Raw genomic sequence first — 15,803 nt, forward strand, 5'->3', positions numbered from 1 at the left:
GCAATTCATTTGCGGGATTACCCGAAAAGACTGGCAAATCCCCCTTGCATCAGGGCCTTGTCCTTGCGGCAGGCCGGGCAGATGGGGGGGGTGTTGTCAGCTGTATGGGGGGTGCCTGAAGCCGGGCGGGAAAAATGCCGTCCGCATTCAAAACAGCGTGTTTCTTCACCTTCTCGCAGCAGTGTCAGTGGGTTGAACCGGGGGCTGTATTCCACCTGATTCAGGTTCAGTGCCTGCTCCGGGCAAGATTCAACACACTGGTTGCAACTCAGGCATTGCAGGGCATTAAAGGTCAGTCCCTGTTGTTCATCAGTGGTCAATGCCTTGCTGGGGCAAAGGCGTACACACAGCCCCTGAGCATCACAGCGCGAGGTATCCAGCTGCAGTTGCGGCAGCATCAACGGCAAGGTGGTTGTATTGGTGGCAGATAAAGCAGTGGTGTGCTGACTGTTCTGCAGTGCTGCATGCAGTGCTGAATAGTGACGTTGCAGGCGGCGAGTAGCAGGCCCACCATCAGTGGTTTCATAGGTCGGACGAGTGGCACCACGCAGGCCGGTCAATAACTGGCGGCGATTCAGCCGTGTTGGTGCCGCAGGCTGAAAGGCTTTTGAAGCACAGCTGTTCCGGGGTAGTTGCTGACTGAGCGGGTGCTCACCAGCGGCCGGACAGGTATCGCAGCCATCGGGTAGCAGCAAATGCAGGGAGCGATGGGGTTGCAGGCTTTGCCAGTGTGCCAGCAGGTCATCAGGCAGACTTTTTAAGCAGTGCACCTGAAGGTCTGCTGGCCTGCTGGCATGGCTGCGATGACACCCCAGATAAAGCGGTTCAGTGGTCTGTTGTGGCAATGACTGCAGATGACGTTCGTTTTGTTGGTGTTCACTGCTGAGTAGGGCTTCCGCAGGGCAGGCAGCAACACACTGCCCGCAACCGTGGCACGCATCCGATGCCACCAGCCGCAAGCCTTTTTGCAGCCATTGCTGCGTGTTTTCGGTGTGGATGGCATCAGTCAGGGTGTTGCTTTCTTCAAAACTCAGAGCTTGTGCCGGACAGGCTTTCAGGCAGCTGGTGCACTGCTGGCGCCAGGGATGGGATTGCAGGCAACGACCAGCCACCCAGCCCAGTGCCGAAGCAGCAGGGATGGTTTCAAGTGCAATGGGCTGAGCAAACGCCTGACTGGTCATGGTGGGGTAGCCCCGTTGTTTTTATATGGGTATTAATCTTCGCACATGCGAACAGGCATATATATAAAACCAAGTGTTGCAGTGAAAGTTCAGATCAGCAAGGTATAGAGGGGCAAAAAGTCGCAGCTTGAAACTAAAGTCTAATCAGGATTTGCGAGGGATTCTGGGTGTGACAACAATGCATTGATCTGCATCATCTTTTCACGTTGGCAGGGGGGATTTGTTGGGGGTTGTTTCTGATGGAGAAGCTGTTCAGCTGTCGCACAATCCCAGGTCCAGTTCAGGCTCAACCCAGGGTGTAAACACGGGTTTCTCCACCGGCTCCTGTGATTCAGTGTTGTTGGTGGGTGTTTCCGCGGGTGGATTGGCATGGAGACAGGTGGACAGCAGCATCAGGGCAATCAGTGGACATTTCATGGCAGTTCTCGGGTTCAGGTGGGGGAGACGGCAGCAAAGCCCTGACGGGTACGGTTGGCGTAACGCACCAGTGCCAGCATCAGCGGCACTTCCACCAGTACCCCTACCACTGTAGCCAAAGCTGCGCCGGATTGCAGGCCAAACAGGGCAATGGCAGCTGCCACGGCCAGCTCAAAGAAATTGCTGGCACCAATCATGGCACCGGGTGCGGCAATGTTATGGGGCACCTTCCAGCTTTTTGCCCAGTAGTAGGCCAGCAGGAAAATCAGCACCGTCTGGATGATCAACGGGATGGCAATCAGGCCGATGTGCAGCGGATTGGCGAGGATCACCTCACCCTGAAAGGCAAACAGCAGCACCAGGGTGATGATCAGTGCCACCGGGGTGACCGAGCCGATGCGGGGCATGAACACCTGGTCAAACCAGGCCTGACCCTTGTGTTTGATCAGGCTGATGCGGGTCAGGTAACCGGCCGCCAGCGGAATCACAATGTACAGCAGCACCGACAGAAACACCGTATCCCAGGGCACCGGGATATTGGAAATGCCTAGTAACAGCACCACAATCGGTGCAAAGGCAAACAACATGATGATGTCATTTAAAGCCACCTGCACCAGTGTATAAGCGGCATCACCGCGAGTCAGGTAACTCCAGACAAACACCATGGCAGTGCAGGGGGCGGCACCCAGCAGGATGGCACCGGCCAGATATTCATAAGCCAGGGCTTCGGGAATGAAGGGTTTAAACACCACCAGCAGAAAAAACCAGCTGATGGCAAACATGCTGAAGGGTTTGATCAGCCAGTTGACCGAGGTGGTGATGACCAGTCCTCTGGGTTGTTTGCGAACATCCAGCAGCGCCGAGAAGTCGATCTGCACCATCATCGGGAAAATCATGCCCCAGATCAGGATGGCTACGGGAATCGACACCTGGGCGTATTCATAAGCAGCCAGGGCTTCCGGGATGGCAGGGGCAAACTGCCCGAGCAGAATGCCGACAACAATGGCCATGGCTACCCAGATTGACAGGAAGCGACCAAAAATGCCCATGCTTTCTGTGGAGGGGTCTGCAGCAGTTTTGCTGGAGTTTGTAGCATCACTCATGAAAAAATTCGCTTTTCCCGAGAAAATCTGGTGGTTTTGAGGGGAAGGATTCTACATGAGAAAAAAGTCATTCTCATGTACTGATAAGCAAATATTACTTTTACCGCCCACTGCATCAATAAGTGCAATGGAAGAAGCTTGTGGGTAAGAGGTGCAGGTTAACCAGAGGCTTCTAACGCCCGAGCAAATTTTTCAATTGACTGGTTGATGCCACCTTACCTTCCAGAACCAGTTCATCATCCACTGCCAGTGCCGGGGTGTGCATCACACCGGCATCCACGATGGCATTGATGTCGGTGACTTTTTCAATCTGGTATTCAAGTCCCAGCTCATCTGCAACCTGAGAGACGCGTTCAGTGAGCAGTTGGCAGTTGCTGCAGCCCTTGCCATAAATGGTGAATTTCATTGGATGCTCCTGTTGAGTGTTGATGATGCGGATGCCGCAATTCAGTCAAGGTCTTGATCCTAACCCCAGAAATTGCCGTAAATAAAACCGGTAAGGGTGGCCATGATCACCACCAACGTACAGTACACCAGGGTTTTCTGAGTGCCCAGAATGGTACGAATCACCAGCATGTTGGGCAGTGACAAGGCCGGTCCGGCCAGCAGCAGCGCCAGTGCCGGGCCTTTGCCCATACCGGAACCCATCAGTGCTTCCACTATGGGCACTTCGGTCAGGGTGGAGAAGTACATCAGTGCACCGAGCAGGGATGCCAGCACGGTGGATTTTAATGAGTTGTCACCCACTGCCATGGCCACCCACTCTGATGGAATGATGCCTTCATGCCCCGGTCTGCCCAGTGCAAACCCGGCCACAAATACTCCGGCCAGCAACAGTGGTAATATCTGTCTGGCAAAATCCCAGCTTTGTACCGTCCACTCACGATCCTGTTCACGCAAGGCGGCAATCAACATCAGCCCCCCGATTCCCAGCACAAAAGGCAGTTCTGGCGCATGGGGTGCAAGCACGACGGCCACCCCGATTACACCAGCGAGCAGCAATAAGGGCAGTGGCGGCCATTGCCAGCGCCATACCAGTAAAACACCCAGGGCCATCGCCAGCATTGCCGTGATTGGCCACTTCCAGGCATGAATCAGCATCCATTGTTCACTGTCTGCCGCTGCCCAGTTGGCAAATACCAGAATGCCGATCATCAGGGCAAAAAAACCGACAATGGCGGCCATGGGTTTGTCCGAGGAATCACCACCAAACCCTCTGGCATTTTTCACCGATCGCTCGGCTTCTTCCTTGCGATAAATGAAGTGCATGATGCTGCCAATCACCAGTGCAAACAGGATGGCACTCACGGCTCGGGCAATGCCGATTTCGGCACCCAGCACTTTCATGGTGACCACCACGGCCATCACATTAATGGCCGGACCGGAGTAGAGAAAGGCAATGGCTGCACCCAGACCGGCACCACGCCTGTAGATGCCACCGAACAAGGGCAGCACTGTGCAGGAGCATACGGCCAGTAGCGTGCCGGATACCGATGCCACACTGAAAGCCACCGGTTTGGAGGCTTCCGGCCCCAGGTAACGCATCACGGCACCCTGGCTGATGTAAACCGCCATGGCACCGGCAATCAGAAAGGCGGGTAACAGGCATAGAATCACATGCTCACGGGCATACCAGTGTGTCAGGCGTACGCCTTCCAGCAGCGCATTGCTGAAACGCTCCTGCTCCACCGGCAGGAAAAAGATCAGCAGAAAAATACCCACCATCAAGAGTAACAGGCGGATTTGCCCCTGATTATCCTGCAGGAGCTGCAGTAATGAAGGCTTGCTGGATGAGTCAGGCATGGCATCAGCTCTGCAGAGTATCTACCATCAGAATATGCGTCTTGACGAATATGGGCAAGCAGAGGATTTGATGCCAGTCACATCAACAAGGGGCAGCTTCAGCGCAATTGCAGGGATTCAAATGCCGGGCGGAAGGTTTGCAGCAGGGGTTCCAGTTGAGTGGCAGTGAAGGGTTGTGGCAGCCGGGCGTACTGGTTGTTCAGGCACTGACTACCCCGGGCGAGTTGTAATACCAGGCGTTTAACCCCCTGTTGTTGCAACCATTGCAGCAGCTGTTGCAGGTTGGTTTCATTAAAGTCCAGCGGGTGCAGGGTGGTGCGCACTTCCAGTTCAACCTCCGATTCCAGCAGCAGTTGCAGGCTGTCGCTGGCCTTGTCGGCAACACCTTCACGGCCGCAGATGCGGGTGTAGTCCGCCGGAGTCGCCTTGATGTCCAGTCCGACCCAGCTTAATTGCGGCAGGAGTTTTTCCAGTCGTGACGGATTGATGCCAGAGGTGTGCAGTGCCACTTTAAAACCCATGGCCTGCACTTCATCCACCGCTGGCAGCAGGGCGGCCTGAGTGGTTGGCTCACCGCCACTGAACACCACTGCCTGCAGCAGCCCACAGCGTTTTTCCAGAAAGTGCCGGACCTGTGGCCAGTCCGGTGCATCGGCCTGAGGCGCGCGCGGCAGCATCTGCGGATTGTGGCAATAACCACAGCGCAGTGGACAGCCCTGGGTGAACACCACACAGGCCAGATGATCCGGGTAATCCAGGGTGGTCATCGGGGTTAACCCGGCGACCACTAAGGAATCAGAAACTGCTGACATCAGGCAACAGCAGCCTGTTCACTGAAGTGACGGCGTTCGGCATGCTCGGATTGCTTGCCGGGATTGAACTGGCTGACCGGGCGGTGGTAACCCATCACCCGGGTCCAGACTTCACAGGGCTGGCGTTCATGGGCTTCCAGTTGAATGTTCCGGGTTGCAAGGCTGGTGTGGCTGTTCATGTCATGACTCCTGGTTGTTTGCTTGAATGAAAAAAGGGTTTTCAGATCAGGGTTTCGTGTGACTGCATGGCTGCCTGACGTTTTTTCTGCAGGCGTTCTTCATCACAACGCGGGCAGAATTCATGCTCACCATCCAGATAACCGTGCACCGGACAGATGGAGAAGGTGGGCGTGACCGTCAGGTAAGGCAGGTGGAAACGGCTCAGTGCGGTTTTCACCAGTTGTTTGCAGGCGGTGGCGCTGGAAAGGCGTTCACGCATGTAAAGGTGCAGCACGGTGCCGCCGGTGTAACGTTTCTGCAGGGCATCCTGCAGCAGCAGGGCCTCAAAAGGGTCATCGGTGTGCCCCACCGGTAACTGGCTGGAGTTGGTGTAATAGGGCTTTTCTGCGGTACCGGCCTGCAGGATGTCGGGATAGTGTTTACGATCCTCGCGGGCAAAACGGTAGGTGGTGCCTTCTGCCGGAGTGGCTTCCAGGTTGTAGAGGTGGCCGGTCTGTTCCTGAAAGGCCTGCATTTTTTCACGGATGTGGTCGAGCAGTTGCAGTGCCAGTTCCTGCCCTTCTTCATCCGCCAGTGTCAACCGATCACCGCTGAAGTTGCGCAGCATCTCATTGATGCCGTTCACCCCGATGGTGGAAAAGTGGTTGCGCAGGGTGCCCAGATAACGCTTGCTGTAGGGGTAAAGCCCTTCATCCATCCAGTGCTGGATGCGTTCGCGCTTCACTTCCAGGCTGTCGCGTGACAGTTCCAGCAACTCATCCAGTGCCGCAATCAATCCCTTCCAGTCACCGGCAAAACGGTAGCCCAGGCGGGCGCAGTTGATGGTCACCACACCAATGGAGCCGGTTTGTTCAGCGGACCCGAACAGACCATTGCCGCGTTTCAGCAGTTCGCGCACATCCAGCTGCAGGCGGCAGCACATGGAGCGCACCATGTGGGGTTTCAGATCCGAGTTCAGGAAGTTCTGAAAGTAAGGCAGGCCATAACGGGCGGTCAGATCAAACAGCAGCTCGGTGTTGGGAGAGTCCCAGTCAAATTCCGGGGTGATGTTGTAGGTCGGAATCGGAAAGGTGAACACCCGTGACTTGCAATCACCTTCCAGCATCACTTCCAGATAGGCGCGGTTGATCAGGTCCATTTCGGCCTGCAGCTCACCGTAGGTGAAGGGTTGTTCTTCACCACCGATCACCGGCACCTGCTCGGCCAGATCTGCCGGGCAGACCCAGTCAAAGGTCAGGTTGGTGAAAGGTGTCTGGGTGCCCCAGCGGGATGGCACGTTCAGGTTATAAATGAACTCCTGGATGTTCTGGCGAACCTCACTGTAACTCATCTGGTCCTTGCGGATGAAAGGTGCCAGATAGGTATCAAAGGAGCTGAATGCCTGAGCACCGGCCCATTCGTTCTGCAGGGTGCCGAGAAAGTTGACCATCTGCCCCAGAGCGCTGGAGAGGTGGCGAGGCGGCCTGCTTTCGGCCCGTCCCGGTACACCGTTGAAACCTTCAAACAGTAACTGACGCAATGACCAGCCGGCGCAATAACCGGACAGCATGTCCAGATCATGCAGGTGCAGGTCGCCGCGCCGATGTGCAGCACCCACCTCGGGTGAATAAACCTCGTTGAGCCAGTAGTTGGCGGTCACCTTGCCTGCCACGTTCAGAATCATGCCGCCGAGTGAATACCCCTGGTTGGCATTGGCGCTGACACGCCAGTCAGCGCGCTGCAGGTACTCTTCCATGGCGTGGCGAACATCGACCAGCTGGTGGGGGTTGGGGGCCAGGCTGTTCATGTTGTCTCCATATCTAGTGTCTGGATTTATTTAAAATACTATATCTGGTGGTTGAGAGCTTAGCGAAGCCATTGGAAACAACCTTGATCAATATCAGGTTCAGTGAAGTTTTGATCTTCTAAGATGGACCACCGAATTTAACTGCTCTGGAGTCAGTATGTTACGTCTACCCCTGCCAACAGCCCTGTACCAGCGGTTACCTTCACCGGCTCGCTTGATTGCTCCACTGGATGCCCGCATCCCGTTGACCGTCAAGAAAAAACTGCTGGAACCCCGCTTGAACCGGATGTTTGCCGTTGCCTTGCAGGAAGGTGATTTTGAGCTGCTGGAAGGACGTTTTTTGCAATTGCACATCACTGATCCGGGTATCCGCCTGACCTTGACCCTGCAGCAAGGTCGACTTTGCCTCAGTCAGCGCCCCGGTGAAGCCGTGATCCGGGGTGACTGGCAGGCATTTCTGCGGCTGGCTTTAAGGCGAGAAGACCCGGATGGCCTGTTTTTCCGTCGTCAACTGGTGATTGAAGGGGATACCGAACTGGGGCTGGGCATCAAGAATCTGCTCGACAGTCTGGACTGGTCACTTGAGCAGGGGCTGGAAGGACGCCTGTTGCAGTGGCTGGAACGGCTGGTTGCCAGCCGTTCCACCGTGGTGGTCTGAAACAAAATACAGCATGCCGGGCGAGTTTCAGTGCCCGGACAGTTGCAACTGCTGCATGCCAGGTGCGCCGAACCAGTAACCGTTGCAACGGTCGAGATCCAGCAGTTGCAAGGGATCACGCTCCGGCAACTGGCCATTTCGCATGACATCAAAAGCGGCCACCACTTCAGCCATGCCGCTTGCAATCGGGCTGAGGCGCAGTGAACTGATTCCCATGTCCTTGATTTCCGGTCCCTGATCCAGCAGGTTGCAGCAGGCACCGGACAGGGTCTGGATGCCGTTCATGGTGAATAACTGATGCTGCTCCTGTGAATGCAGTGACAGACCGGAAGGATAGTCGCGGCAGACAAACTGGCAGCGATCCTTTGGCAAGTCATGATGCCGGGCGGTGAAACAGCGTGCCGACCAGGCCAGCGGCAGGTGGCCGAAGGCAAAAACCTCGGTCTGCAGTTGTGGTTGTTGCTGCACAATCCACTGCTGCATGTCAGTGAGTGTTTCCTTTGGCAGCTCCACCGGAAACACCCAGTGCTGCATGCCCTGGCGCACCAGCAGATCAAGCGTGGCGGTGTTGTAGATGTTCAGCGCGGCACCGGCCATGAAGGGTTGCTGCAGTTCATGGCAGACCTGCACGGCACTCATGTCCGATGCTTCCACCAGTGCCACACTGCTGCTGTCGGCAGCGGCTTCCACCAGTTTGTAAAGCTGGCGCAGATCGGCTTCAGACTCCAGCAGTGTCTGGCTGGACAGCAGCACTTCTTTACCGGCAGCCTTCAGTTGATCCGCAATCATCAGCCAGTCTGGCAGTTTCATTTCACGGCGGCGGGAACAGACGGTTTCTCCCAGGCAAACCCGGTCCACCGGCCATTCGGCCACCTGTTGATAAAAGGCCCGCACCTGCTCGGCCGGCCAGAAGAACAGCAGCGGTCCCAGTGTCAGTTTCATGTTCTGCTCCTTCATTTCCAGGACCGGTGATAAGCACCGAGGGTGGTGACACTGCCTTCGGACAGGCTGCTCAGTTGTGCCTGCCAGTTCGGCAGTACACTGAATTCACCGGGTTGCTGCAGTCTGTCCAGTGCCTGCCGCCAGACACCGGTGACCTGCCCGACATAGGCCGGGCTGCGCTGACGGCCCTCCAGCTTGATGGCCTTGATGCCGATGGCCTGTAATTGTGGCAGCAGATCCAGGGTGTTCAGACTGGTGGGTTCTTCCAGTGCGTGGTAAGTCTGTCCGGCCACTTCAAAACGCCCCTTGCAGAGGGTTGGGTAACCGGCTTTTTCATCCTTGCCGTAACAGTCAATCAACACACCATTAAGGCGGGATTCCAGTCCCGCTGGTGTTTCTTCCCAGCGTACCGCCTTGGCCGGTGAACAGGCGCCCCGTGAATTGGGGGACTCATCGGTCAGGTAGGAGGACAGGTAACAGCGCCCTTCCACCATGATGCACAGGCTGCCAAAACCAAACACCTCCAGTTCCACTGGCGACTGGGTCGCCAGTTCCTTCACCTGAGCCAGCGACAGCACCCTTGGCAACACGGCACGGCGTATGCCGAAGTTGCGATGGTAAAAATCCAGTGCTGCCCGGGTGGTGGCTGAACCCTGTACCGACAGATGGCGCGCCACCTGTGGGTGCCGGTTGCAGGCATAATCCAGCAGGCCAGTATCAGCCAGTATCAGTGCATCCACGCCCAGTGCAGCAGCCTGATCCACGGCATGAGTCCAGATCGACCAGCCGGCAGGTTGGGGATAGGTATTGATGGCACAGAACACCCGGCAGCCACGAGCACGGGCGTAAGCAATGCCTTCGGCAGCCTTGTTTTCACTGAAATTCAGACCGGCAAACTGCCGGGCATTGGTGGCGTTGCGAAAGCCCAGATACACGGCATCAGCACCCTGATCAACCGCGGCCCTGAGCGCCGGAAGGTTTCCGGCGGGACATACCAGTTCCATGATGGACTCCGGTCAGATGGGAAACAGAAAATTTTCCAAGGCTAACGGGCCTGCTGTTTTATGCCTTGATGTTGATCAAGGGGACAGGAAAGCCCGCTCAGTTATCGACGGAAACCAGGGTTTTAAATTCTTGTAAACGCTGGCTGAGGTGTCTGATTTCACCGTGAATCCTGTCACTACTGTGCACGACATCCCCGGCATCCTGGCTGTTGGTGGATGCGATGTTGGCAATCTGCTGCAGGTGTGCATTCATGGCTGCCGCCGCTTGGTTCTGCTGTTCTGCTGCGGTGGCAATCTGCTGGTTCATGGTGTTGATCTGTTCCACCGCACTGACAATGCCATTCAGGGTTGCTGTTGCACTTTCCACCTGCTGAACCCGCTGAGTGGTTTCCTGTGAAGCCTTGCGGATGCGTTCTGCCGAGGCATGGCTACCCTGCTGCAGGCGGCTGATGATCTGCTGAATTTCAACCGTGGATTCCTGCGTTCTGCGGGCCAGATTGCGCACTTCGTCAGCAACCACGGCAAAGCCGCGTCCTGCCTCACCGGCGCGGGCCGCTTCGATGGCCGCATTCAGTGCCAGCAGGTTGGTCTGCTCAGAAATCTGGTTGATCACTTCAAGCACATGATCGGCTTCACTGCTTTCTTCTTCCAGTCGTTCGATCTGATCTGCGGCTTCGGTCATGTCGGCTGCCAGTGAAAGCAGTAACCGAGCGGCGTCCTGTACCTCCCTGTTACCGATGGATGCCTGCTGGTCGGCCTGCTGTGCCGCACTGGCAGCCAGTTCCGCATTTTCCGCCACTTCCGCAATGCTGGCTGTCATCTGGTTCATCGCCAGGCTGACCTGATCCAGATCCTCGTGCTGGCGCTGCACACCCGCCCGGGTTCTGTCCGTGGCCTGCAACACCCCATCAACATGGCTACGGGTTGTGGCAGCGGATTGTTTAACGTCATCCAGCAGTTTGCAGACCTGGTCCTGCATGCTGTTGTAGGCCGTCATCATCTGCCCGATTTCATCATCGGCATGGTAAACCTTCATGCGGTGACGGAAGTCGCCCTGCCCTACTTTTCTGAGGCCATGCAGCAGTGACTGAATGTTGTTCATCAGATGGCTGAGACCAAACAGCCGTCCCATGATCACCATCAGCAGAATGATCAGCACACAGATAAATGCCAGCAGCATCTGGCGCTGTTGAGTGTTGGTGGATACCAGCGTCATGTGTTCTACCGTCTGGTGCATCTCCGCCAGCAAACGATCTGACACCTCACGGATGTGCTGCAGCTGCTCGGGTAGTGGTTGCTTCAGGTAGTTTTGAATGACGCCCTGAAACTCTTGCCACGAGACTTCAACCTGCTGCAGTTGCTGTTGAACCACGGGATCATTGATACGCGAAATACTGCGTTCGGGGTTACCCTGGACCAGGTCCCGGTGAGCGGCATCAAAACGCTGGATGGTCCGGTTCAATACCTGTTGTTGCTCAGCACCCTGCACCACCAGCAGTACATCACGGGTGATTTTCTGGCTGAGCATGCGCTGGGCACCGGCAACATTGATGGTTTCCGGTGAAACCGACATGCTCAGGTAGAGGGAGATGCTGGCGGTGCAGGCGAGTATAAAAATCAGCAGGTAAGAAAACAGGAACTGGCGATTCAGCGTTTTCAGTCCAACCGCCCTGAGCAGGCGGATGGTCAACAGCAGCATTTTCTGTTGCATGGTCAGGGCCTCAGCACTGTTCGTCATCCTGCAGGATCTGCAGCAGCACCTGCCAGGCTTGTTCCTGTTCCTCGTTGCTGTACAGCTGATCATAATGTTTGCGGAAACCCTGCTCATGCAGGCGCACATGCAGATCAGGCTCCACACCCACCTGTTGCAGGCAGGCATGGCTGCACTGCAGGGCACAACCATCAAGGGCCAGTATCCGGCGACCACTGCGGGCAGCCTTCACCAGTGCTGGAACCTTGCCGCCGACACCGGAGATACAGGACATTTCTGCCAGTCCCTGCTGGTTGAGTCGCAGTGCAAGGGTATTGGCCAGTTGGGCTACATCAGAGCAGCCAGAACAGGAATAAACCAGTGGAAGGTTTTTATCGGACATATGCATCACCTGGATTTGAATGCCGGTTTAAGAAACCTCTGATTAACTACTTTGCTGGCTTATGCTGTGTTGAAATTGGCCTCAAAATGCTCATTTACTCTGTGTAAACTCCGCTTTTTCAGCCAATTTCGCCTTGCCTAACCTGCGCTCGTGACATTAATCAGAGGTTTCTTAAGCAACCTTATCAATCCAGGTTGTGATTGGATTTAGCCATTAATGGGTAGTTCGATGGTTTAAATGGGGTATAAAAAAGCCGGGATGTTTATCCCGGCAAGTATTAAAGCTGATCTTGGAGAATCAAGCCGAGTCTTATTCTAATGAGGTTGTTGATACTTGCCATGATGGTTATCAATTCGCTGAATTAAATCCAAAAAAAGACCCGGATAAACCGGGCCAATGGCAGTATTCCTGCTATACCTGACAGTAAGCGATCCTGATGTTACATCGACCTGTCGATGGGGAGATGATGGTTATCAAGATCTTTTTTTTAATCCTGTCCTGCATCAAGCAGATCAGGGTCAGTAATAACAATTTCACGCCGATTGATTTGAATGACGCCATCTTTTTGCAGGGCAGCCAATACCCGTGAAAAGGTTTCCGGTTTCATGCCCAGATAAGCAGCGATCTGATACTTGGGCACCGGCAGCACCAGTCCCTGATTGCCACTGATGCCCATCAGGCGGTTGTCGTTGTCTTCACAGAGTTTTTTCAGGTAGCTGATGACACGCTGGCGAGCATTGCAAATGGTGATGGTTTCAATTTCTGAATAGTGGCTGGAGCGTTTTTCTGCCAGATACTCAACCAATGCCAGTGCGGTGGTGTTGTTTTTGCGTGCCAGCTGCAAATAAAGTGGGGCTGAAAAGCCGATCAGGCGGGTTGGCCGGGTGGTTTCAGCAAAGCAGTCATAACGGCCGCCGCGGGTAAACACATCGTACTCACCCACCGCTTGCAGTGCCGTGGCGTTGCCAACAACACTTTCCATGCCGCTGTCAAAAATGCGAAAGAGTTTGATGGCACCGTCAATGACCAGATAAAAACGCTGGGCTTCATCACCCTGGCGGAACAGGGTCTCATGCGAGGGTAGTTCCAGGTGACGGGCCTTTTCCAGAATCAGCTCAAAGTCGTCATTGCCGATCTGCCGAAACAGGGGATGGCTGCGCACCAGGCATTTCATGCTGCAGCTGTTGTTGACCGGTCCCAGTCGGGCGTGCCTGCGACAGGCAACCCCCGGCAATACACAGCCATTACGCCGGGGCCTGCCCTGAATCGGGACAAGGGGTACTAAAACTGTTTGCTGAGCCATGATTCCAGTTCTCCCAAAGGTTGTGGGCGCGACAAGAGGTAACCCTGATACAGATCACACTGCTGATGACGCAGCCAGTCACGTTGCCCGGTGTTTTCCACACCCTCAGCGATCACCTGCATGCCAAGGCCGTGACCGATGGCCAGAATGCTGCGAACAATCATCTGGTCATCCTTGTTGTGTTCAATGTCGGTGACAAAACTGCGGTCGATTTTCAGGAAGCGCACCGGCATCTTGCGCAGGTAACTGAAGTTGGAATAACCGGTGCCGAAGTCATCAATGTTAAGCAAAATACCCATCGCGGAGATCTGCTCCAGCAGGTTCAGTCCGCTTCTTTCCTGGCTGAGGATGACACTTTCAGTCAGTTCAATTTCCAGCCCCCGGTTGATGCGGTAACGTTCCAGACAGGATTTCAGAAAGTGGATGACATGAGGATCCATCAGTTGTTGCACAGACATGTTGATGGCAATACTGATGTCGGAAAAAGCGGTGTTTCGCCACTGTTGTAACTGGTGACAGGCCTGCTCGATAACCCAGTAACCGAGGCGGTTGATCAGGCCGAAGCGTTCCGCCAGCGGAATGAACAGGTTGGGTGTCAGCAGCCCGCGTTGTGGATGGTTCCAGCGGATCAGCGCTTCAACTCCGGCCAGCTTGCCGTTGTCTAACTGGCACTTGGGTTGGTAATAAAGCTCCAGTTGGTCATGCTCCAGTGCTTCTCCGAGCTCACGGGTCAGGTCGATTTCATCCAGATCGGTGAAGTTTTCACGGTGATTGAATACCTGTACCCGGCCATAACCGGTTTTGCGTCCCTGAATCAGTGCCTGTTCAGCATTGCGCAGCATGGCATGGGCATCTTCAAATCCTTGCGGGCAGTATTCAATGCCGATGCTGACACTGACATCCACCACCTGGGTATCCAGTGCATATTTGCGGCTGATCAGGTTGCGTATGGCACGGAATTTTTCTTCGACCCGGGATCGGGAATCTTCCTGCCCCACCCACAGGTACTTGTCTGCGCCAATGCGTGCCAGTTGATCACTGCGGTCAGACAGCACCGTCAGTTCACGCGCCACTGCCTTGATCACCTGATCACCGGCAGAGGAGCTGTATTTTTCATTGATGAAATAAAAGTGGTCGATGTCGATGACTGCCAGAAAAACACGACTGCGCCGCTCGGGTGTCATGGCTGACAGCTGTTCAATGATGGCCTCCCGATTCATCAAGGCGGTCATGGCATCACGTTTTTTCAGATACTCAATGATTTCCTGCTTGTCTTCATGGATCGACAGGTTCTGCATGATGCCCAGATAGCAGTCTGTTTTGCCTTCAGTGTTGCGAACATTCATGATTGACAGCCATTCGGTGTAAAAGCTGCCATCCCTTTTTTTGTTGGTCATCACACCTTGCCAGTAACCGGCCTGGTGAATGGCATTCCACATCTTGTGGTAGTGGGCACTGTCATGCTGTCCAGATTTGAGCAACTGAGGTGTTTTACCGCGAACTTCTTCTTCCGGGTAACCGGTGATCAGGGTGAACGCCTGATTCACAAAAAGGATTTCCTGGCGGGCGTTGGTGAGAATGACGCCATTGTCACTGAACTCGATGATGCCCTCGAGCAGTTGTGTCAGGGTCTGCCGGGGGTAATGGGTCCAGCGTCCCGGCAGTGTTTCTGCACTTGTCATAGCAACCTCCACGAGGGCATGCTGTTGACTCAGTTGAGCGTGATTCCGGTCACCTCTGCCTGCTCGGCCAGCCGGTGCAGGTAGTCGTGAATGGCAGTGCGAGTGGCTTTTTCACTCAGGTAGTTTTTGATGCGTTCCGCCACTGCTTCATAAGGCAGCAGCTCACCATTCACATGCTGATCAATGATCACCAGATGGTAGCCATAACGGCTTTCTATCAGTTGTGAGTGGAGGCCTTCCGGCAGGTTGAATACCTGCTGCTCAAATTCTGCAACTGTCTGACCTTTGGAAATCTGCCCCAGCTGTCCGCCCTGAAGGCGAGACTCACAGGCCGAATGACGCAGGGCCAGTTCATCAAAGGTGTCTGGTGCTGTCTGTAATTGCTGCAACAGTGCCAGGCCCAGATCCCGCTGCTGGTCACGGGTGGTGATGTCATCCGGTGCCGCAGCCAGCAGGATATGACGGGCTGCCACCAGCGGTGAGCTGGTGAAACGTTCCGGATTCTGTTGGTGATAACGACGGCAGGTGGCTTCATCCGGTGGTTCAATCTGCAGTTCACGATCCAGTAGACTGGCCAGTTGTGCCTGTTCGTCCGCTTCGTTGTCGAGTGCCAGTTCGGCGGCCCGGCGTTGCATCAGGTGGCGCACCACCAGACTGCGGGCTGCTGCTTCCCAGGCTTCTTCCAGGCTGGCACCGGGGTGCTGTTGCATTTCCCGGGCAATGCTTTCGGCAGGAATGAGCTCTTCTCCGATTCTGACGGTGGGAAAGTCGTCTGGCTGGAAGCCCTGGGTGATATCGGCGATGGGTATGCTGTGCATGATTTTGTGCCCCTTGCGGTG

Annotated in this window: 16 protein-coding genes; 1 reads left to right on the top strand and 15 read right to left on the bottom strand. The window is 55.2% G+C overall.

Going from position 1 to position 15,803, the window contains the following annotated elements; all coding sequences use genetic code 11:
• Window positions 1–17 precede the first annotated feature (17 nt).
• The 8 genes from BT114_RS13650 to BT114_RS13680 all read right to left on the bottom strand — a co-directional run bounded on the left by BT114_RS13650 (window position 18) and on the right by BT114_RS13680 (window position 7,282).
• Window positions 18–1,181: a 4Fe-4S dicluster domain-containing protein gene (locus BT114_RS13650; protein WP_072327059.1), complete on the bottom strand. Its 1,164-nt coding sequence runs from the start codon at window positions 1,179–1,181 to the stop codon at window positions 18–20.
• A 252-nt stretch (window positions 1,182–1,433) separates the two neighbouring features.
• Window positions 1,434–1,598 carry a hypothetical protein gene (locus BT114_RS14990; RefSeq protein WP_177247097.1) on the bottom strand — a complete coding sequence of 55 codons (165 nt, stop codon included), beginning with the start codon at window positions 1,596–1,598 and terminating at the stop codon, window positions 1,434–1,436.
• Between the two features lie 14 nt (window positions 1,599–1,612).
• Window positions 1,613–2,701 (bottom strand): ACR3 family arsenite efflux transporter, encoded by a 1,089-nt coding sequence (gene arsB / locus BT114_RS13655; protein WP_072327060.1) that lies wholly within the window; start codon window positions 2,699–2,701, stop codon window positions 1,613–1,615.
• Window positions 2,702–2,873: 172 nt separating this feature from the next.
• A complete protein-coding gene (locus BT114_RS13660) occupies window positions 2,874–3,107 on the bottom strand; it encodes a thioredoxin family protein (RefSeq protein ID WP_072327061.1) in 234 nt (77 codons plus the stop codon).
• A gap of 59 nt (window positions 3,108–3,166) precedes the next feature.
• A complete protein-coding gene (locus BT114_RS13665; protein ID WP_072327062.1) occupies window positions 3,167–4,504 on the bottom strand; it encodes a permease in 1,338 nt (445 codons plus the stop codon).
• A gap of 98 nt (window positions 4,505–4,602) precedes the next feature.
• A complete protein-coding gene (locus BT114_RS13670; RefSeq protein WP_072327063.1) occupies window positions 4,603–5,316 on the bottom strand; it encodes an anaerobic ribonucleoside-triphosphate reductase activating protein in 714 nt (237 codons plus the stop codon).
• Window positions 5,316–5,495 (bottom strand): anaerobic ribonucleoside-triphosphate reductase, encoded by a 180-nt coding sequence (gene nrdD, locus BT114_RS13675; protein WP_072327064.1) that lies wholly within the window; start codon window positions 5,493–5,495, stop codon window positions 5,316–5,318. The genes BT114_RS13670 and nrdD overlap by 1 nt, the downstream gene beginning before the upstream one ends.
• A 41-nt stretch (window positions 5,496–5,536) precedes the next feature.
• On the bottom strand, window positions 5,537–7,282 hold the full coding sequence (locus tag BT114_RS13680; RefSeq protein ID WP_072327065.1) for a ribonucleoside triphosphate reductase: 1,746 nt from the start codon (window positions 7,280–7,282) through the stop codon (window positions 5,537–5,539).
• A 157-nt stretch (window positions 7,283–7,439) separates the two neighbouring features.
• Here BT114_RS13680 and ubiT point away from each other — a divergent pair, with 157 nt between their 5' ends.
• Window positions 7,440–7,940 (top strand): ubiquinone anaerobic biosynthesis accessory factor UbiT, encoded by a 501-nt coding sequence (ubiT, locus tag BT114_RS13685; RefSeq protein ID WP_072327066.1) that lies wholly within the window; start codon window positions 7,440–7,442, stop codon window positions 7,938–7,940.
• Between the two features lie 27 nt (window positions 7,941–7,967).
• On the opposite strand, the gene BT114_RS13690 is transcribed toward ubiT, so the two are convergent.
• From BT114_RS13690 to BT114_RS13720, 7 genes are all read right to left on the bottom strand, one after another.
• On the bottom strand, window positions 7,968–8,882 hold the full coding sequence (locus BT114_RS13690; protein ID WP_072327067.1) for a U32 family peptidase: 915 nt from the start codon (window positions 8,880–8,882) through the stop codon (window positions 7,968–7,970).
• 11 nt (window positions 8,883–8,893) lie between these two features.
• Window positions 8,894–9,886, bottom strand: a complete 993-nt coding sequence (gene ubiU, locus BT114_RS13695; protein ID WP_072327068.1) for a ubiquinone anaerobic biosynthesis protein UbiU — start codon at window positions 9,884–9,886, stop codon at window positions 8,894–8,896.
• Window positions 9,887–9,983: 97 nt separating this feature from the next.
• Complete coding sequence (locus tag BT114_RS13700) at window positions 9,984–11,597, bottom strand: methyl-accepting chemotaxis protein (protein ID WP_177247098.1); 1,614 nt, start codon at window positions 11,595–11,597, stop codon at window positions 9,984–9,986.
• Between the two features lie 10 nt (window positions 11,598–11,607).
• Complete coding sequence (locus tag BT114_RS13705; protein ID WP_072327069.1) at window positions 11,608–11,979, bottom strand: putative zinc-binding protein; 372 nt, start codon at window positions 11,977–11,979, stop codon at window positions 11,608–11,610.
• Between the two features lie 487 nt (window positions 11,980–12,466).
• Complete coding sequence (locus tag BT114_RS13710) at window positions 12,467–13,282, bottom strand: Crp/Fnr family transcriptional regulator (protein ID WP_084662278.1); 816 nt, start codon at window positions 13,280–13,282, stop codon at window positions 12,467–12,469.
• Complete coding sequence (locus BT114_RS13715; RefSeq protein ID WP_072327071.1) at window positions 13,261–14,964, bottom strand: putative bifunctional diguanylate cyclase/phosphodiesterase; 1,704 nt, start codon at window positions 14,962–14,964, stop codon at window positions 13,261–13,263. Before BT114_RS13715 ends, BT114_RS13710 begins: the two co-directional genes overlap by 22 nt.
• A 29-nt stretch (window positions 14,965–14,993) precedes the next feature.
• A complete protein-coding gene (locus tag BT114_RS13720; protein WP_072327072.1) occupies window positions 14,994–15,782 on the bottom strand; it encodes a peptidylprolyl isomerase in 789 nt (262 codons plus the stop codon).
• Between the last annotated feature and the right edge of the window lie 21 nt (window positions 15,783–15,803).

It is taken from the genome of Marinospirillum alkaliphilum DSM 21637 (assembly GCF_900119735.1).
GTDB classification, from domain to species: Bacteria; Pseudomonadota; Gammaproteobacteria; order Pseudomonadales; family Halomonadaceae; genus Marinospirillum; species Marinospirillum alkaliphilum.